Below are 18186 nucleotides of genomic sequence, written 5' to 3'. Positions count from 1 at the left end.
GCAGCGATGCCGGGCCTTGTCTTTTTAGGCTTTGTGAAGATGGACACGCTGGGGAGGACTGGCCAATCGACCGAGGCAGCCGATCCAGCGAAGGTCCGGCCGCTTCTCTGGCCAGTCGGTCGCGCGTTCAACCGTAGTTGCTGGACTCCATCTGCGTATCCAGGTTGGCGCCGTCGCCCTTGTAGTCATCGTGCTTGACGTCGTCGAAGCCCTCTTCCGGAAGATGACCCTCCCGCAGCCAGAACTCGTATTCTTCCTTGCGGTAGGCGAGGATCCCCTCGCCCTCGGGCGCGTCGCGCTGGCCGTACTGCTCCATGTATTCGTTGAGGAACTCGTAGGCCTTCAGCCCGTCCCCTTTCAGCATGCCGTCCTTGTCGAGCTGGGTGAACAGGTCGAGCATGTCCTTCTGGTAGCCGGTGATCTTTTCGGTGTTCTTGATGTCGTTGATGATGTCCGGAATGAGGGTGGCGATGGTCAGGATCGCCGAAACCACGAAGGCTGGCCCGGCGACAGCCTTCAGGAAGCCGAGGCCCTTCGAAAGGCCGGCAAAGGAAGCCAGACCACCGACGGTGCCGGCGGTGCCCGAGGCCAGCTGCAGGGCGCCCTTGGCAATCGCGTTGTTGTCGTTGCTGTCGACGCCCTTTTTGATGGTCAGGCCACCGATGACCGCGTCGGCAACGCCGGTGAACGTGTCGGCGCCGGCACTGAGGATCAGCAGCGCGCCGGAAACGCCCTTCTGCCACGTTGGCGCATCGACGCCGGGCCGGGCGATGAAGCCCTTCTCCATGCCCTTCTTCACGGCATCGCTGTCGGCCTGATTAAGGCCGACTTCCTCGAAGCGCTTCTGGTAGAACTCCTCCTTCTTGGAACCGGAAATCACCTCTTCCAGATGCGCGTTGAACTCCCTGCCGATATCGTCGGTGAAGGTCATGCCTCCCCCCGTCGTGCCGGACGGCTTGCGCACGAGATCGTCGAGCGTGCTGCCGAGGCCGAGCAGCGGCTTCTTGGCATCCTTCTTCAGCTTGTTGCGATCCTCCTCCGACATGGTCGGGTTGTCGGCATCGATCTTCTTGTTGAACTCGATAATTGATTTGTTTTCTTTGCCGATGATGTCGTTCGCAAGATCGGCGAAGTGCTTGCCGGCACCGATGAAGCCGACGAAATCCTTGGCAACCGACAGCCGCTCCTCGGTGGTGTCGCCGATCTTCCCGCCCTTGCTGGCGACCTGGTAGATGCCGGAGACCAGCGAGATCGTGCCGCCCAGCGAGCCAATGATGCCTTCCTTGGTCAGCACCGAGAAGGTCTTTAGAGCGCTTCCGTCCGGCATCTCGGCCAGCGCCGTGTATTTGCCGCTGCCGAGAAGCTTGTCGAGATCCTTCTGCGTCACCTCTCCCTTGTCGGAATAGATAGCGCCGAGCTCCTGCATCGCCTTGCCAAATTCCTTGGCGGTCTTCTTGTCGCCGATCATCTCCTGGATGAACTTCTCGCACTCGGCGAGACGGCGGCCGATGTCGAGGCCGGCCTTCTTCATCAGCGTCAGGATCGTCTTGCCGATGTCCTGCGTCGCCAGCGTCAGGTTCTCGTCATTGATCTTGCTGGTGTCACCGACGAGATCGTTGAGCTCCATCGTCAGGGAGTCCATCTGGGCGTTCTGGGCGAACTGGTCGGCCTTGGCAGGGTCGATCGAGACGAGCGCCTCGTAGGTCGCGGCGATGTCATCCTCGGCCACCTGGTCCTTGCCGTCATCCTTCAACGCCTTCAAATAGGTCATGTATTCGGCGCTGAAGGCCATCTCCTCCAGCTTCTTGAAGGCCGCATCGCCGCCGTCGACCTTACCGAGCGCTTCTTTGCGCGCGGCGACGAGGTCTTCCGAGACCGCCTTCGAGGCCAGGAGGTCCGGCACGGCGGCCTCAAGCTTGTCCTTATCGAGGATGTTCTCGTAGTCCTTGCCGAGCGCCTGCTGGACGTTCCAGCCGCTGCTGATGTCCAGCACGGCCATGTTGGTGCCGTCCTCGGCGATCGCCTGTGCCTGCAAAGTGCGGTAGAGCTTGGCGCGATCGTCGTCGGGCTTGATGTCCCCCTTGTCGATTCCCTCCTTCCACTTGGCGATGGTGTTCTTCCAGGCGAGGTCGTTGACCGACAACGGGTTGCCCTTGTCGTCCTTCTCGCTGGTCTTCAAACCGCCGATGTTGAGCTCCGAGGCCGACGGCAACGCCCCTTCTTTGCGGGCATCGTCCACGGCGGTTGATCGGCTGCCCTCGGTGAACTCGTCGTATTTGGTGCTGGCGCTGGCAAACAGCTCCGGCGTGGTGTCGGCGGAAATCTGCCGCTTGTCGCCATTGGCGAGCTGGAGTTCGATCAACCCGGTGGTCTCGTCCGGAGGACCAATGACCGACTTGCCGAGATCCTCCTTCGAGATCGCCTTCTCGTCGGTCACGAGCTCATAGCCCTTCGCCTGCGAATCGTAGCGGGCTGCAGCTTTGTCGAACATGTCCGGGGTCAGTTCGCGGGTGATGTCGACCGTCGTGCCGTCCTTCATGAAGGCGGTGATGACCGTCGGCTGGCCATCGCTCTTCAACTCGGCAAGACTCTTGATGTCGCCCAGCTTGATCGTGTCGTCGCCGCTCAGGATCTTCACGGCCTCGTCCTCGACGCCGAGATAGGTCCGGGTGCCTTCCGGCATCTTGGAGACGCTTTCGATGTAGTCGAAGAGGCCAGGATTGTCCTCGCGCCGGACGACCGTGATCTCGCCGCCCTCGCTGGTCTTGAAGGCCAGCGACTCGCCTGTCGCCCCCTCCTTGTCCTTGGCATCCTGCGGCACGTCGACGATCCGGATGTCGCGCACCGGCGGCCAGACCTCGTTGTTGGTCGCCATGCGGTAGGCGGGCGGCGCCTCCGGCGCGTTGGACTTTGAGCTCAGAACGGACCGCTCAAAGAGGGCCTCTATGCCGCTGTCGGTCACTGGCAGGCGTGAACCTTCTACTCGCATGACGCTATCTTCCACTTGACCCGGGATCAGGACGGCGTAGCGCCCCGTGGCGAACAGCAACGAGCTTTCTCAACGCTTGATTGCGGCGAGGGAGCACCGAAGCCGACTGGGAGATTAGTTAGCGCGCATTACGATCGCATGACGTTTCCGTGATCGGTACGGTAGCGGCTGTCAGGAGACATCCGGCCAACCGCGGCGAACCGTGGTCCGGGGATGGTGTTCTCACATCCTCCTTGCAGACAGCCAAAAAATCCCGCGACGGGCGGATGTGCCCGTCGCGGGATGCTTCAACTCCGGGAAATTAGAGGGTCCAGCTTGCGTCCAGATGGGCCCTGAGCGCTTTAAGCGGCCAGTCCGGCCTCGACCGCGGCGACCGCCGCCTCAGCCTTGTCGCCGTCCGGGCCGCCCGCCTGGGCCATGTCGGGCCGTCCGCCGCCGCCCTTGCCGCCGATCGCCTCGGCGGCGAGGCGCACGAGGGCGACCGCGTCGATGCGTCCGGTAAGATCGGCGGTGACGCCCACGACGACACTGGCTTTGCCATCGGCGACCGCGACGAACACAACGACGCCGGAACCGAGCCCGGCCTTCGCCTCGTCGACGAGGCCCTTCAGGTCCTTGGCCGCGACCCCATCGAGCACCCGGCCGAGGAAGCTGACGCCGCCAACATCCTTTGCCGCCGACCCACCTGCGACGCCAGCGCTGCCGTCACCGGCCAGCGCCAGACGCTTCTTGGTCTCGGCGAGCTCACGCTCCAGCCGCTTGCGTTCGTCGACCAACGCATCCAGCCGGTCCGCGACGTCGGCAGGCGCCGCCCGCAGCGCCGCGGCCATGCGCTTCACCCGGGCATCCTGCTCCAGTAGATAAGAGCGCGCGGCAGCGCCGGTCAGCGCCTCGATGCGGCGAACGCCGGCGCCGACGGCAGTTTCCGCCACCACATGGACGAGCCCGATATCACCGGTCGCGGTGACATGGGTGCCGCCGCAGAGCTCCAGCGAGTAAGGCTTGCCGGCCTTCTCACCCTCCTCGGCGATGCCCATCGACACCACTCGGACCTCGTCGCCGTACTTCTCGCCGAACAGCGCCATGGCGCCCTCGGCGACGGCGTCGTCCACTGCCATCAGCCGGGTCGAGACCGCCGCGTTCTGCAGCACGATCTGGTTCGCCAGACGCTCGACCTCGGCGACTTCCGTCGGTGCCAGGGGCTTGGGATGCGAGAAGTCGAAGCGCAGGCGCTCGGCCGAAACCATCGAGCCCTTCTGCGCCACATGCGTGCCGAGGACCTCGCGCAGGCCTTCGTGCAGGAGATGCGTCGCCGAGTGGTTCGCGCGGATCTTGGTGCGGCGGGCATGGTCCACCACGAGCTCCAGCGCCGCCCCGGTCTTCAGCGTCCCCGTCGCGACGCGCCCGCGGTGCACGAAGAGGCCGCCCGCCAGCTTCTGCGTGTTGGTGATCTCGATGCTGACGCCCTCGCCGCGCATGACGCCGGTATCGCCGAGCTGGCCGCCGGACTCGGCGTAGAACGGCGTCTGGTTGACGACGATCGACACATCCGTGCCCGCCGCCGCCGAGACGACTTCCGCACCGTCGGCGACGATCGCCTGAGCGACACCTTCCGCCTGCTCGGTATCGTAGCCGAGAAACTCGGTCGGCCCAACGCGGTCGCGGACGCCGAACCAGACCGTCTCCGACGCGGTCTCGCCCGAACCGGCCCAGCTGGCGCGAGCCTCGGCCTTCTGCCGGTCCATCGCGGTCTTGAACGCGTCGACGTCGACGTCGATGCCACGCTGGCGCAGCGCGTCCTGCGTCAAATCAAGCGGGAAGCCGTAGGTGTCGTACAGCTTGAACGCGGTCTCGCCCGATAGCCGGCCACCACTTTCAAGGCCCTCGGTCGCCTCGGTCAGCAGCGACAGGCCGCGGTCGAGCGTCTGCAGGAAGCGCTTCTCTTCCAGCTGGAAGGTTTCGGCGGTCAGCGCCTCGGCACGGACGAGCTCGGGATAGGCGCGGCCCATCTCGGCGACGAGCACCGGCAGCAGCTTGTAAAGGATGGGATCGCGCGCACCGAGCATCTTCGCGTGGCGCATGGCGCGGCGCATGATCCGGCGCAGCACGTAGCCGCGGCCTTCGTTCGACGGCAGCACGCCGTCGGCGATGAGGAAGGCGGACGAGCGCAGGTGATCGGCGATCACCCGGTGGCTGGCGCGGTTGTCGCCCGTCGCCGGGACGCCCGTCAGCTCCTCGGACGCGCGGATCAGCGCCTTGAAGAGGTCGATGTCGTAATTGTCGTGGACGCCCTGCAGCACAGCGGCGACGCGCTCGAGCCCCATGCCGGTGTCGATCGACGGACGCGGCAGCGCCACCCGCTCGCTCGGCGAAATCTGCTCGAACTGCATGAAGACGAGGTTCCAGATCTCGATGAACCGGTCGCCGTCCTCGTCCGCGCTGCCGGGCGGGCCGCCCCAGATGTGGTCGCCATGGTCGTAGAAGATTTCCGAGCAGGGACCGCAAGGGCCGGTCTCGCCCATCGACCAGAAATTGTCGGAGGTCGCGATGCGGATGATGCGATCGTCGGACAGCCCGGCAATGCGCTTCCAAAGCGAGGCCGCCTCCTCGTCGTCGTGGTAGACGGTGACGAGCAGCTTGTCCTTGGCGAGCGCGAACTCCTTGGTCAGCAGCGTCCAGGCGAACTCGATCGCGTTCTCTTTGAAATAATCGCCGAAGGAGAAGTTGCCGAGCATCTCGAAGAAGGTGTGGTGGCGCGCGGTGTAGCCGACATTGTCGAGATCATTGTGCTTGCCGCCGGCGCGCACGCATTTCTGCGAGGTGGTCGCGCGGCTGTAGGGGCGCTGCTCGACACCGGTAAAGACGTTCTTGAACTGCACCATGCCGGCATTGGTGAACATCAAGGTCGGATCGTTGCGCGGCACCAGCGGCGATGACGCGACCTTCTCGTGGCCATTCCTTGCGAAATAGTCGAGGAACGCCGACCGGATTTCGTTCACGCCGCTCATGGAAACCTTCAATGCCTCAGCGCATCGGACCAGCCGGGTGCTGACCGGTCGGTCTTTCAGCGAGTTTCACGGTACCCGTGCCCCGCGCACCACGCCGGGACAGGCAGGCACGCGCGAGCGTCGGAAAGATGCCGGGCGGACGGCCGCCTCGAGCAGCGCTTTGTAGCGGCGCCTCCAATCCCTGTCCATCGGGCAGTTGGGCCGGAAAGACCGGCCCGTCCGGCGAGCGGCGAGACGGGTGGCCCAGCGGCCGGACCGCCGAACGGTACGACAGAGCCCGCCTGAAACGACGAAGGGCGCCCGATGCCATGCATGGGACGCCCTTCGAAATCAGAACCCGCCCGGATCAAGCGTCGGCGTCATCCTTGCCGTCGTCGAGCAGCTGCTCGGCGATGAGGCCGGCATTCTGGCGGATCGAGGTCTCGATTTCGTCGGCGACGTCCGGATTCTCGCGCAGGAAGGTCTTGGCGTTCTCGCGGCCCTGGCCGAGGCGCTGGCTGTTGTAGGAGAACCAAGCGCCCGACTTCTCGACGATGCCCGCCTTGACGCCGAGATCGACGAGCTCGCCGGTCTTGGAAATGCCTTCGCCGTACATGATGTCGAACTCGATCTGCTTGAAGGGCGGCGCCAGCTTGTTCTTGACCACCTTCACGCGGGTCTGGTTGCCGGTGACCTCCTCGCGGTCCTTGATCGCGCCAATGCGGCGGATGTCGAGACGCACGGAGGCGTAGAACTTCAGCGCGTTGCCGCCCGTGGTGGTCTCGGGCGAACCGTACATCACGCCGATCTTCATGCGGATCTGGTTGATGAAAATCACCATGCACTTCGACCGCGATATCGAGCCGGTGAGCTTGCGCAGCGCCTGGCTCATCAGGCGGGCCTGCATGCCCGGCAGCGAATCGCCCATCTCGCCCTCGATTTCGGCACGCGGCGTCAGCGCCGCCACCGAATCGACGACCAGGACGTCGATGGCGCCCGAGCGCACCAGCGTGTCCACGATCTCCAGCGCCTGCTCACCGGTATCCGGCTGCGAGATCAGGAGGTTTTCGAGATCAACGCCGAGCTTGCGGGCATAGACTGGGTCGAGCGCATGCTCGGCATCGACGAAGGCGCAGATGCCGCCCTTCTTTTGGGCCTCGGCGATGGTGTGGAGGGCGAGCGTGGTCTTTCCCGAGCTTTCCGGCCCGTAGACCTCGACGATGCGGCCCTTCGGCAGCCCGCCGACGCCGAGCGCCATGTCGAGGCCGAGCGAGCCGGTGGAGATCGTCTCGATCTCGACGAGCTTCTCATTGGCGCCGAGCCGCATGATCGAGCCCTTGCCGAAGGCGCGTTCAATCTGCGACAGCGCCGCGTCGAGTGCTTTGTTCTTGTCCAACGATGGGTCCTCGACGAGCCGTAGTGCTTTCTGTGCCATGGGAGCCACCTTATTCCATGCGTTGAACATGCGCGCAATCGCGCTTTGCTGGAGAGAGACGTACGCGTTTTGTTCTCATTTGTCCAGCAGAAATCTCGATTTGTTCTCGTGGCTGGCACATCAACCGGGACGGTCCCCGCGAAGGAGCGGACGGTCGGTTCCGCTTCGCATCTCGCCCCCCGCCATGCGCAAACATGACCCGGCGACGCCGAAAAGGCCGCAATGCCGAGACGCTGGATTTACAGCACTTTAGCTCATCCTGCGGACTCTATTCGTGAGCCGTGGGAACGCGGATGAAGGCAGCGGGGACTGCCCGCCGCTCTATTCGTCGAGCATTTCCTTCACCGCGATCGCGAGGTCGCGCAGCGAGAACGGCTTGGCGAGGAAGCCAAACTTCGAGCCTTCCGGCAGGTTCTTGGCAAAGGCGTCCTCGGCATAGCCGGACACGAAGATGAACTTCATCTCCGGCCGAGTCTTGCGCATCTCGCGCAAGAGCGTCGGCCCGTCCATCTCCGGCATCACCACGTCGGAGACGACGAGGTCGATCTTGCCGCCGAGTTCCTCCATCACCTCCAGCGCCTCGACGCCGGAGGAGGCCTCGTGCACCTCGTAGCCCCGCATCTTCAGCGCCCGCACATTGCCGGCGCGCACGTGGTCCTCGTCCTCGACGAGAAGGATGGACGCGGTACCGGAGAGGTCGGCCTTCGGCGAGACTACCGTCGGCCCGGCCTCGATCTTCGCCATCGCCGCCTCTGAAGGCGTGTGCCGCGGCAGGAAGATGCTGAACGTCGTCCCCTTGCCCAGCACCGAGTCGACGAAGATGAAGCCGCCGGACTGCTTGACGATGCCGTAGACCATGGACAGGCCGAGGCCAGTGCCCTTGCCGATCTCCTTGGTGGTGAAGAACGGCTCGAAGATCCGCTCGGCGACCTCGTCCGGCATGCCCGATCCGGTGTCCGACACCTCGACGAGGACGAAGTCCCCCTCGTTCATCTCGCCGTAGCCGAGGCCCTTGAGCTCGGCCTCCGGCACGTTGCGGGTGGCGATGGTGATGGTGCCGCCCTCGACCATGGCGTCGCGGGCGTTCTGCACGAGGTTGGTGATCACCTGCTCGAACTGGCCGATGTCGGCCATCACCGGCCACAGGTCCCGCGCATGATGGCGCTCGAGCTTCACGAGGTCGCCGGAAATGCGCTTCAGGAGAAGGTGCATGTCGGCGATGACGTCGGTAAGGCTCAGCATCTTCGGCCGCATGGTCTGCCGGCGCGAATAGGCGAGCAGCTGGCGCACCAGCGAGGCCGCGCGGTTGGCGCTCTGCTTGATGAGCAGGAGATCCTGGAAGGACGGATCGCCGGTCCGGTGGTTCAGGAGCAGGAAGTCGACCGAGGCGGTGATGATGGTCAGCACATTGTTGAAATCGTGCGCGATGCCGCCGGCGAGATTGCCGATCGCCTGCATCTTCTGGCTCTTGGCAAACTGGTCCTCGAGCGCGCGCTGGTCGGTGATGTCGACGCCGTAGAGGATGGCCGAATCGCCAGTACCGTCGCTGACGTCGGCACTGACATAGAGCCGCACCGAGCGCGGGTTCTCGCCGGTCAGCTCGGCATCGACCGAGGGAATGCCGGCCTGGTTGCGGCTGGCGGCGGCGAGCGCGTGGCGCAGCGCCTCGCGGCTCTCGTCGCGCAAGCCCTCGGCAATGGCGACCGAGCCGCTGGCGGCGGCCTGGCCGAACATTTTCGCAAAGGCCGGGTTGGCGCGCACGACGAGACCCGTGTCGTTCAGCGCGGCGATCGCCATCGGCGAGGAGTTGAAGAAGCGGGTGAAGCGCACCTCCGCCGCCTCCAGCGCGTCGACCCCCTCGCCCTCGAGGCTGCGGTTGAGGACGATGGTGCGCGTCAGGCCGAGCGTCCCGTCGGCGCCACGGCCGGTCTTGCGCATCAGCCGCACCGGCAGCCGCTTGCCGTCGGCGCCGATGAGGTCGAGGTCTACGACGCTCGTCGCGTCCGCTTCCGCCGGCTCCGAGCCCATCAGCGCCAAGCCCTCGGCGGCGACGAAATCCTCGATCGAGCGGTTATAGGGGCGGAAGGCGGCGAGCTCGATGCCGAGCCAGTCGGCGAGCGTCGCGTTGATATAGGAGATGCGGCCCTTGCGGTCTGAGGCGAAAAAGCCCGCCGGCGCATGGTCGAGATAGTCGATGGCGTGCTGCAGGTCCTGGAAGAAGGTCTCCTGCTCGTCTCTCTCGGCGGTGATGTCGGCGATCTGCCAGGCGTGGGCGGCGCCCGCCGGACCGGTCATCGGCCGCACCGAGGCGCGGTACCAGCGCGGGCCAGCCTCGCCGCTACCATCGAGACTGCGCGACAGCCGGAACTCTTCCTGGCCGCTCTTGTCTTCGCGTGCGAGATTGGCCAGCCGGTAGATCGCCTCGGAAGCGTCGCGTTCGCGGGAGAGAAGACGCTCCAAGGTCTTCAGCTCGTCCGGGCCGGCCGCCCCGGTCGCCGTTCCATAGGCGCGGTTGGCGTAGATGATGCCGCCCTTGCGGTCGACGACGAGCGTGCCGATGCCCAGCGTATCGAGAAAATCCTGCGCGATCGTGCCTTCGCTGCCGCGCGCCGTGATGCCGACGAGGCCGAGGGCCGCGGCGAAGATCGTCGCGATGCCGATCATCGCCAGCACAGCAAACAGTGCCAGCAGCGCGATGCCGCCATAGCTGTGGCCGAACAGAGCAAGGCCCGCCGCGGTGAACAGCATGGCGCCGCCGAGAAGAAGAATCCGCCGCACAGCCCCCGCGCTGGCGCTGCGATCGACCAGGGGCTTCTCGGTCATACCTGCCGCTGGTCCGTTCATCACTCTACCCGTTTCCTGCCGCTTCCGGCCATGACGCCCGGCCCTGCGGCACCAAGCTCGCCGCCGGCGTGCCGCCATCGCCTTACTGCATCCTCGCACCGTCGTCGCCAGCGTGCCGCAATCGGCCTTGCCTTCGCTGGCGAATCCCTTGCGAACACATGCTTCTATCTATCCGACGCGACCCTTTACCGGAAGCCGCCGGCACCACGCGCCGCACCGGCCGGCGATTCCAGCGCCTGCCCAGCGCCATCCTTGCCGGCCGAGACTGGCGCGGTGCTGGACGCCGGGGCCGGCCGGACCACCGCACTGCACCCTTGAAAGGCCGAAAACCCTTGTCCTTGCGCCGCAATTCCGGTCTACCATGCCGCAAATGTTCCAGGAGTTTGGTATGCGTGAATGGGTTGTCGGCCTCGTCGGCGAAGGCATGGCGCCGATTGTGACGACGATCGTCGCCGCGGCGATCGTTATCCTTCTTCTGCTGATCGTCATATGGGTGGCGCGCAAGGCGCTCGGCGGCACGCTCGGCCCGCGCTCCAAGGGCCGCGGCCCGCGGCTGGCGGTGATGGACGTCGCGGTGGTCGACCAGAAGCGCAAGCTCGTGCTGGTGCGCCGCGACGAGATCGAGCATCTCCTCCTCATCGGCGGGCAGAACGACGTCGTCGTCGAGTCCAGCATTACGCGCATCCCGGCTGCCACCCGGCCCCAGCGGATGGAGCCGTCACTGCGGCCCGAGCCGGAAGCCGTCGAGCGCGCCGCAGCGCCCGCGACCTTGCCCGCCCCGCGCCCACAGCCGGCTGCGCCCCGCATTGCCGAAACGCCTGTCGTGCCGGTGCTGGCGACGCGCGCCGCCGTGCCCGGCCGACCGCAGTCCGCACAGGACCCGCGGCAGGAAAGCCGCACCGCGAGTCCCTTAACGCGTGCGGTCCCGCGGCCCCCGGTCGTCGCACCGGAGCCACCGGTCGACGTCCGCAGCCCCGCGCCCGTCGCCGATGACGCCGTCGGACCGGCCGAGCCGCGCCTGCCGCCTGAGGCCGCGAACCCGCCGGCTCCGCCTGTCGTCCCGGTGCAGCAGGCGTCCTTCGTCCAGCCGCCGCAGGCGGGGCCTGCCGCGCCGATACCGGCCGTCGCCGCCGTCAGCGCAGCCCGGCAGGACCCGATCCTCGCCACCGAACCGCAAGACGCTGCCCTCGCTGTGACGCCGCAGGCCGTGCGCCCGTCCGCGCCCGCGCCGCGGTCGCAGGAGACCCGCGCCCAAGAGGTCAGGCCGCAAGAGTCCAGGCAGCAGGAGGCAAGGCAGCAGGACACCAAGCAGGAGACGATGGGCGGCGCGCCGAGAGACCGCGCGCCTGCCGTCACACCGCCGGTGTCGGCGCCTACCATTACGCCGCCAGTGTCGGCGCCCGTCGCGAGCCGCACACCGGATATCTTCGCCTCGCCGTCCGATGCCAACGTCGCGGATGACACGGCCACCGGCGCAGTCGCACCGGCCCCCGTTGTAGAGGCACGCGTCGCCGTTCCCGTCAGGACGCCGCGCATCGAGCCGGAGCAACGCCCTTCGCCGCGCCAGCCGGTCAGCCAGAACGTGCCGCCAGCACCGCGGACGTCGATTCCGTCGCAGCGCGTCGAGCCCACCCTTGGCCAGGACGAGACGCCGGTGCCGCGTGTGTCGGTGAACGAGGCACCATCCCGCCGACCGACCGCCGCCTACGTGCCGCCGACACCGATGCAGCGCTCGATGGCGACGCCGACCTATCCGCCGAAACCTGCCGTCAGCAGCGAGCCGGCGGACGAGCCGGAGCGCAGGCCGGAGGAGAGCCAGCAGCAAGACGCGCCGAAAGTCAGCGCTGAAACAACAGCGGCGGCTCCGCCTGCGCCCGCTGCGGCCCCCGAAATCTTGCCGCCACCTTCGTTCGCCAGCCGCGTCACAAGCTCGCCGCTGATCGCCGCGGCCGAACGGCAGAAGGAAGCCATTCTGGCACGCGTCGCGGCGGCGTCCGAGCGGCGCCCGCCGGCGCCTCCGGCCGAGCCAGCCGAAGCGGCAAAGCCGGTCGAGCCGGTTCTGCCGCCTGTCGACACCGCCCCCAAGGCAACGCTAAACGCGCCCGCCGGGCCGAAGACGCCGGTTTCGGCGCCGCGCAGCGACCCGGAGGCAACCGAGCCGACGGCTCCGGCCGCAGAGGACTCGGATAAGCCGGCGCTCGCACCGGAGGTGCCGCGACCATTGTCGGTCCGCAGTTTTGCCACCGCGATCCAGTCGATGAAACCAAGCTATGAGCCAGCCCCCGTTTCGGTGAAGCCGGCCGCAGCGCCAGTCGAGGCCCGCCCGCTGCCAAGCTTCGCGCCGCCTACGCCGGCGCCGGCCGCTGCAAAGCCGGCTGCACCGATGGTGCCGGCCCCGTCCCGTGGCTATGACACCGACGATTCGGCCAGCCTTGAGGATTTCCTGTCGGCTGAGCTCGACTCGGACTTTGATCAGGTCAGTTGGAACGACGTGCCGAGTGCCGCCTCCGCGCCGGCGCCGGACGTGCGGATCGACCCGCCGGCCGCGGCGGCCCGCACGCCGGACGTGCGTCCCACGGCCGAAAAGACCGCCGAGGCGCCGCGGGCCCTCACGCTCGAGGAAGAGATGGAGCGGCTTCTCGGCGATTTCGACTTCGAGATTTCCGACCGCAAGACACGCTGACATCCTGCCGCGCGGCGCCGAACCATCGGCATCGCGCGGCGGAACAGCCGATGCATCGAAGACATGTGCCAGAAAATGAAAAGGGCTCCGCACTGCGGAGCCCTTTTTTCATTCTGGGACCTGAAGGCAGGCCTTCACTCGTCGCGATAGACCTTCTCGCGCCGTTCGTGGCGTTCCTGCGCTTCGAGCGACATGGTGGCGATCGGCCGTGCATCGAGACGCTTCAGGCTGATCGGCTCACCGGTCTCCTCGCAATATCCGTAGGTCCCCTCCTCGATCCGCTCGAGCGCCGAGTCGATCTTCGAGATCAGCTTGCGCTGGCGGTCGCGGGCCCGCAACTCGATGGAGCGGTCGGTTTCGGACGAGGCACGGTCGGCGAGATCGGCAAGGTTCGAGTTCTCGGCGATCAGCATTTCCAGCGTCTCGCGGGACTCACGCAGGATCTCGGCCTTCCAAGCGAGCAGCTTCTTGCGGAAATAGTCCCGCTGCCGATCGTTCATGAACGGGCCGTCTTCCGACAGACTCGCCTCGATATGCAGAGTTTCACCCATACCGCGTCCTTCAAAGCCGTCACGGCGGTGCTTATAGCCATGCTTGGGGACATGAACAAGCGCGTTCTCGGACGCAACTGGTTTGTGGCTACATGTCCTAAGACAAGGTTTTTACTCGGCTTTCAAGATCGGCCTCCGCAAGGGCGCTGCGTGCGGCTTTGCTTGTTCCGGTTTCCGTACAAGCTGCGGTTCTTCGATCGGCCTTCGCGCCCTCCGCGCGCAGCGCACGCCATGCGTTTACCCCCACCATAGAAGGGCACCGGAACTCCCGTGGCCTCCGCATCACAAATCGGTTTCCGCTGATCGGGCGATGCGCTAGCAAATGCTATGACCGAGACAGTCCGCAGCACGCTCACTCTTCTGCGCCATGCCCATTCCTCCTGGGCCTTGCCGGGTCAGCGCGATCACCAGCGACCGCTCGACGTCCGCGGGCGGGAGGATGCGCTGGCGCTCGGACCGAGACTGCTGGCGGCAGGGTGCGCCATTGATGCCGTCGTCTGTTCCACCGCAGCGCGCGCAGCGGAGACCTTTGCAGCCCTCCGCCCGCATCTCCCGCCTGATCTCACGGTCACGACCTCCGACGACATCTACGCCCTCGGCGTCGAAGCCTATCTCGCGGCGGCCCACCGCCACGAGAGCGCGAAGGGGCTCCTGATCGTTGGCCACAACCCGATGATCGAGGAGTTCACGCTCTCGCTTGCCGGCAGCGGCGAGAGCGAGGCGCTTGCCGCGCTGGCCGAGGGTTTTCCGACCGCCGGCCTTGCCGTCATAGAATTCGCGACCGGGCTCGACGCCATCACGGCCGGCAGCGGTCACCTCCGTCGTCTCCTGCGGCCGCGCGACCACGGCGGCTGATCTCTGGCCGGTGCGGGTGCGCAACACCTGTCGCCGGGCGGGGGGCCATCCTATATCCGCCCGAGCCGCCAACGGACGGAGCCTGCCGCGTTCATGACCTCCCTGACTGACGAAGCGCGGATCGCGTTCGACACGCTGACCGAGCGCACCGGCACGCTGTTCCAGCCGACGGTACGGATCGGCGTCGCCGGGCTGTCGCGTGCCGGCAAGACGGTGTTCATCACCGCGCTGGTCCATAACCTCCTGCATGCCGGCCGCTTGCCGATGTTCGAGGCGCAGGCTTCCGGGCGCATCGCGCGCAGCTTCCTCGAGGAGCAGCCGGACGACGCCGTGCCCCGCTTCCAGTACGAGGAGCATATCCGGACCATTCTCGAGGAGCGCCTCTGGCCGCAATCGACCCGGGCGATTTCCGAACTGCGGTTGACCATCGAGTTCGAATCGGCATCCGGCTGGTCGCGCCTGTTCAAGGCCGGCAAGCTGTCGATCGACATCGTCGACTACCCCGGCGAATGGCTGCTCGACCTGCCGCTGCTCGACAAGGACTACGCCACCTTCTCGCGCGAGGCGATCGAGCGAGCGCGGCTGCCGTCCCGGGCGGAGATGGCGGGCGAGTTCCTGGCGCTGCTCGATTCGACCGACATCGCCGCCCCGGCGGACGAGCTGACCGCGGTGCGGTTGGCGACGGCGTTCGCGACCTATCTCAGGGCCTGCCGCGCCGACAGGACGGCACTCTCCACGCTGCCGCCGGGGCGCTTCCTGATGCCGGGCGACCTCGAGGGCTCGCCCGCGCTGACCTTCGCGCCGCTCCCGGTCGAGCCAGGCACCATCTACCCGAAAGGCTCGCTCGCCGCCCTCCTGGCGCGGCGCTACGAGGCCTACAAAACCGTCGTGGTCAAACCCTTCTTCCGCGACCACTTCGCCCGCCTCGACCGGCAGATTCTGCTCGTCGACGTGATGCAGGCGATCAATGCCGGCCCCGAGGCGGTGCAGGACCTCGAAGCCGCGCTTGCCGACATCCTCGTCTGCTTCCGGCCGGGCAAGGCGAGCTGGCTCGGCTCGTTTCTCACCCGGCGCATCGACCGCATTCTCGTCGCCGCCACGAAGGCCGACCATCTCCACCGCACCAGCCACCAGCGGCTTGAGCGGATCGTCCGCCGGCTGGTCGACGGTGCCATCACCCGTGCCGACTTCTCCGGCGCCAGCACCGACGTGCTGGCGATGGCGGCGGTGCGGGCAACACACGAGGCCTATGCCGACGACCGCGGCCAGCGCCTGCCGGTGATCGTCGGGACGCCGATGGCAGGCGAAACGATCGCCGGCGAGCGCTTCGATGGCCATACGGAGACCGCGGTGTTTCCCGGCGACCTCCCCGCCGACCCCGCCCGCCTCTTTACCGGTGGACAAAACGGGGCGGCGCGCCATCCGCTGACCTTCGTGCGCTTCAAGCCGCCGCGGTTAGAGCGGAGCGACGAAGGCCTGACGCTGTCGCTGCCGCACATCCGGCTCGACCGCGCCCTGCAGTTTTTGATCGGAGACAAGCTGGCATGAGCGATTCCGAGCTGCCCCGCCGCCCCGCGGCCTTTCGCGTCGATAGCCTCGACCGGCGGGCGCCCTTCGCGGAACCTTCGAGCGAGCCGGAAACCGGCCGCGCCCCGCGCGCCCTCCCCGACATCGCCAGCCTGTCGATCGAGCCGGACGAGGCGATCGAGGCGCTGGATGCCGGCCTCGTGCCGCTGCCGGCACCGCGCCGGCGCTTTCCCTTCGCCAAGCTCTTCCTCGGCGCTCTCGGCGCGCTGGTCTCGATCGCCATCGGTTTTGCCGTCGATGGCCTGGTGCGCGACCTCTTCACCCGCGCCGACTGGCTGGGCTGGACGGCGCTGGGCTTCGCTGCTCTCCTCGCCATCGCCGCGCTCGGCATCGTGCTGCGCGAGGCGCTCGGCCTGATGCGGCTGTCGGCCGTCGACCGCGAGCGCAAGGCGGCGCTGAAGGCCTATGAGAGCGACTCGGAAGACGAAGCGAAGCGGGTCGTCGCCGGCCTCGTCGCCCTTCTCGCGGGCAAGCCGGGCACCGCTGAGGGCCGCGCGCGGCTAGCCGCGGCGAAGGACGACGTGATCGACGGCCGCGACCAGATCATCCTCGCCGAACGCGAGCTGCTGATGCCGCTCGATCTGCTGGCGCGTGCGCTGGTGCTGAACTCGGCAAAGCGCGTCTCGGTCGTCACCGCCGTCAGCCCCAAGGCGCTCGTCGATGTCGGCTTCGTTTTGTTCGAGAGCGTCCGGCTGATCCGCCTGATGGCCGAGCTCTACGGAGCGCGGCCCGGCACGCTCGGCCTCATCAAGCTGACGCGCAACGTCCTTGGCCATCTCGCGGTCACCGGCACCATCGCGATCGGCGACGACGTGATCGGGCAGGTGGTCGGCCATGGGCTGGCCGCGAAGCTCTCGACCCGGCTCGGCGAGGGCGTCGTCAACGGCCTCCTCACCGCCCGCATTGGCCTTGCCGCCATGGACCTCTGCCGGCCCATGCCCTTCCTCCAGGCCAAGCGTCCGAAGATCAGCGATTTCATGAGCGATCTCGGCAGCTTGCGCGGTGATGCAAAGAAGCCGCAGGCGCCGGTCAACAGAGTGTGAGCCCGGCTCGGTAGCCAGCTGAAAGGAAGCGTTAACCGTTCCGGGCGATAAAGGACCGGTCGGGGTTCAGTCCCCTCGCCGGTTCGGAGTGCCTGAAATGCCCGTCAAAATGCTCGCCGGCCTCGCGCTTGCCGCCTCGACCCTCTTCGCCGTCACCGCCCCCGTCGCCGCCGGCGGCGACGAGGTCTTCTTCGACAAGGTCGTGGGCCAGTGGGGCGGGCCAGGCGAGATCGTCGCCGGCAAGTACAAGGGCACCAAGTTCGTCTGCAGCCTCAGCGGCGAGTCACTTGCGAAGAACCCCGGAATGGCGCTCGACGGCACCTGCCGCGTTGGCATCTTCTCGCAGAAAATGCGCGCCGAGGTCAGCAAGAACGGCGCGACCTACAAGGGCGCCTTCCTCGACGGCGCGCTCGGCAAGGGCCTCGACATCGTCTCCGGCAATGTCGCCGGCGACCAGATCGTCGTCGGCCTCGACCGCAAGCAGCTGAAGGGCGCGATGATCGCCAAGCTCGACGGCCGCGACAAGCTGAACATCTCGATCTCGGTGCGTGTCGCCGAGGACCTCGTTCCGGTCATCGGCATGAGCCTCACCCGCGGCGAAGCCCCGATCAAGCAGACCGCGCTGGAGGAGTAAGGCCCCGGCCTTCCCCCGGTCGCCCTACTTGACGTTCTCGCGCCACCACTCCCCGTCGGCGCTCGCGACCTCGATCCCCTCGCCCGCCACCGCCGCGATCGCCTCGGCGATCGGCCGGCCGTCGACGGTGAAACCCGGCGCGATCTCGGCCAGCGGCACCAGTACGAAGGCGCGCAGACCCATCCGTGGATGCGGCAAAGTCAGCTCGGCATCCGCATAGGCCTTGCCGTTATAATCGAGCACGTCGAGATCGATCGTGCGCGGTCCCCAGCGCTCCCGCCGCTCGCGTTTCAGCGAGCGCTCGGTGGCAAGGCAGAGTTCCAGCAGCGCCCGCGGCGACAGCACCGTATCGACCGCCGCGCAGGCATTGACGAACCAGGGCTGGTCGAGGACGCCCCAGGGCGGCGTCCGGTAGATCCGCGACACCGCCGCGACCTTGACGTCGTCGCGCGCATCCAGGGCTTGCAGCGCCCGGCGCATGTTGACGACGGGGTCGCCGATGTTGCCGCCGAGGCCAAGCAGCGCCCGCACCCCGGCCCCCGGCGCCCCCACGGCCTTCGTCTCGATCTCGCCCATCC

The 18186-nt window shown here is 67.1% G+C and carries 11 protein-coding genes; 5 read left to right on the top strand and 6 right to left on the bottom strand.

Translation table 11 applies throughout. The features are described 5' to 3' along the window. Window positions 1–127: 127 nt before the first annotated feature. The 4 genes from ACZLZQ_RS13695 to cckA form a co-directional block, all read right to left on the bottom strand. A complete protein-coding gene (locus ACZLZQ_RS13695; protein WP_472949815.1) occupies window positions 128–2989 on the bottom strand; it encodes a hypothetical protein in 2862 nt (953 codons plus the stop codon). A gap of 341 nt (window positions 2990–3330) precedes the next feature. Further along, window positions 3331–5997: an alanine--tRNA ligase gene (gene alaS / locus ACZLZQ_RS13690; protein WP_472949814.1), complete on the bottom strand. Its 2667-nt coding sequence runs from the start codon at window positions 5995–5997 to the stop codon at window positions 3331–3333. A 346-nt stretch (window positions 5998–6343) separates the two neighbouring features. Further along, on the bottom strand, window positions 6344–7411 hold the full coding sequence (recA, locus tag ACZLZQ_RS13685) for a recombinase RecA (RefSeq protein ID WP_472935028.1): 1068 nt from the start codon (window positions 7409–7411) through the stop codon (window positions 6344–6346). Between the two features lie 321 nt (window positions 7412–7732). Then, on the bottom strand, window positions 7733–10234 hold the full coding sequence (cckA, locus tag ACZLZQ_RS13680; protein WP_472949813.1) for a cell cycle histidine kinase CckA: 2502 nt from the start codon (window positions 10232–10234) through the stop codon (window positions 7733–7735). A 409-nt stretch (window positions 10235–10643) separates the two neighbouring features. Between cckA and ACZLZQ_RS13675 the strand changes: the two genes are divergently transcribed. Then, window positions 10644–12938 carry a hypothetical protein gene (locus ACZLZQ_RS13675; protein ID WP_472949812.1) on the top strand — a complete coding sequence of 765 codons (2295 nt, stop codon included), beginning with the start codon at window positions 10644–10646 and terminating at the stop codon, window positions 12936–12938. A gap of 134 nt (window positions 12939–13072) precedes the next feature. Here the strand turns inward: ACZLZQ_RS13675 and dksA are convergent, their stop codons facing one another. Continuing rightward, on the bottom strand, window positions 13073–13489 hold the full coding sequence (gene dksA / locus ACZLZQ_RS13670; RefSeq protein WP_472935025.1) for an RNA polymerase-binding protein DksA: 417 nt from the start codon (window positions 13487–13489) through the stop codon (window positions 13073–13075). Window positions 13490–13816: 327 nt separating this feature from the next. Between dksA and ACZLZQ_RS13665 the strand changes: the two genes are divergently transcribed. The 4 genes from ACZLZQ_RS13665 to ACZLZQ_RS13650 all read left to right on the top strand — a co-directional run bounded on the left by ACZLZQ_RS13665 (window position 13817) and on the right by ACZLZQ_RS13650 (window position 17608). Continuing rightward, window positions 13817–14344, top strand: coding sequence for a SixA phosphatase family protein (locus ACZLZQ_RS13665; RefSeq protein WP_472949811.1), 528 nt, complete (start codon window positions 13817–13819; stop codon window positions 14342–14344). Between the two features lie 93 nt (window positions 14345–14437). Further along, a complete protein-coding gene (locus tag ACZLZQ_RS13660; protein ID WP_472949810.1) occupies window positions 14438–15892 on the top strand; it encodes a YcjX family GTP-binding protein in 1455 nt (484 codons plus the stop codon). Then, entirely contained in the window at window positions 15889–16974 is a 1086-nt protein-coding gene (locus tag ACZLZQ_RS13655; RefSeq protein WP_472949809.1) for a YcjF family protein, read from the top strand. Before ACZLZQ_RS13660 ends, ACZLZQ_RS13655 begins: the two co-directional genes overlap by 4 nt. Window positions 16975–17062: 88 nt before the next feature. Next, window positions 17063–17608 carry a hypothetical protein gene (locus tag ACZLZQ_RS13650; protein ID WP_472949808.1) on the top strand — a complete coding sequence of 182 codons (546 nt, stop codon included), beginning with the start codon at window positions 17063–17065 and terminating at the stop codon, window positions 17606–17608. 24 nt (window positions 17609–17632) lie between these two features. Here the strand turns inward: ACZLZQ_RS13650 and folK are convergent, their stop codons facing one another. Beyond that, window positions 17633–18184, bottom strand: coding sequence for a 2-amino-4-hydroxy-6-hydroxymethyldihydropteridine diphosphokinase (gene folK / locus ACZLZQ_RS13645; RefSeq protein WP_472949807.1), 552 nt, complete (start codon window positions 18182–18184; stop codon window positions 17633–17635). Between the last annotated feature and the right edge of the window lie 2 nt (window positions 18185–18186).

The organism is Mesocryomonas lacus (genome assembly GCF_055730105.2).
This window is presented reverse-complemented; position numbering and strand designations above follow the sequence as displayed.

Excerpts from the sequence above, each read along its gene's own strand:
- ACZLZQ_RS13695 (WP_472949815.1), bottom strand. The coding sequence starts at position 2,989 with ATGCGAGTAGAAGGTTCACGCCTGCCAGTGACCGACAGCGGCATAGAG.
- alaS (WP_472949814.1), bottom strand. The coding sequence starts at position 5,997 with ATGAGCGGCGTGAACGAAATCCGGTCGGCGTTCCTCGACTATTTCGCA.
- recA (WP_472935028.1), bottom strand. The coding sequence starts at position 7,411 with ATGGCACAGAAAGCACTACGGCTCGTCGAGGACCCATCGTTGGACAAG.
- cckA (WP_472949813.1), bottom strand. The coding sequence starts at position 10,234 with ATGACCGAGAAGCCCCTGGTCGATCGCAGCGCCAGCGCGGGGGCTGTG.
- ACZLZQ_RS13675 (WP_472949812.1), top strand. The coding sequence starts at position 10,644 with ATGCGTGAATGGGTTGTCGGCCTCGTCGGCGAAGGCATGGCGCCGATT.
- dksA (WP_472935025.1), bottom strand. The coding sequence starts at position 13,489 with ATGGGTGAAACTCTGCATATCGAGGCGAGTCTGTCGGAAGACGGCCCG.
- ACZLZQ_RS13665 (WP_472949811.1), top strand. The coding sequence starts at position 13,817 with ATGACCGAGACAGTCCGCAGCACGCTCACTCTTCTGCGCCATGCCCAT.
- ACZLZQ_RS13660 (WP_472949810.1), top strand. The coding sequence starts at position 14,438 with ATGACCTCCCTGACTGACGAAGCGCGGATCGCGTTCGACACGCTGACC.
- ACZLZQ_RS13655 (WP_472949809.1), top strand. The coding sequence starts at position 15,889 with ATGAGCGATTCCGAGCTGCCCCGCCGCCCCGCGGCCTTTCGCGTCGAT.
- folK (WP_472949807.1), bottom strand. The coding sequence starts at position 18,184 with ATGGGCGAGATCGAGACGAAGGCCGTGGGGGCGCCGGGGGCCGGGGTG.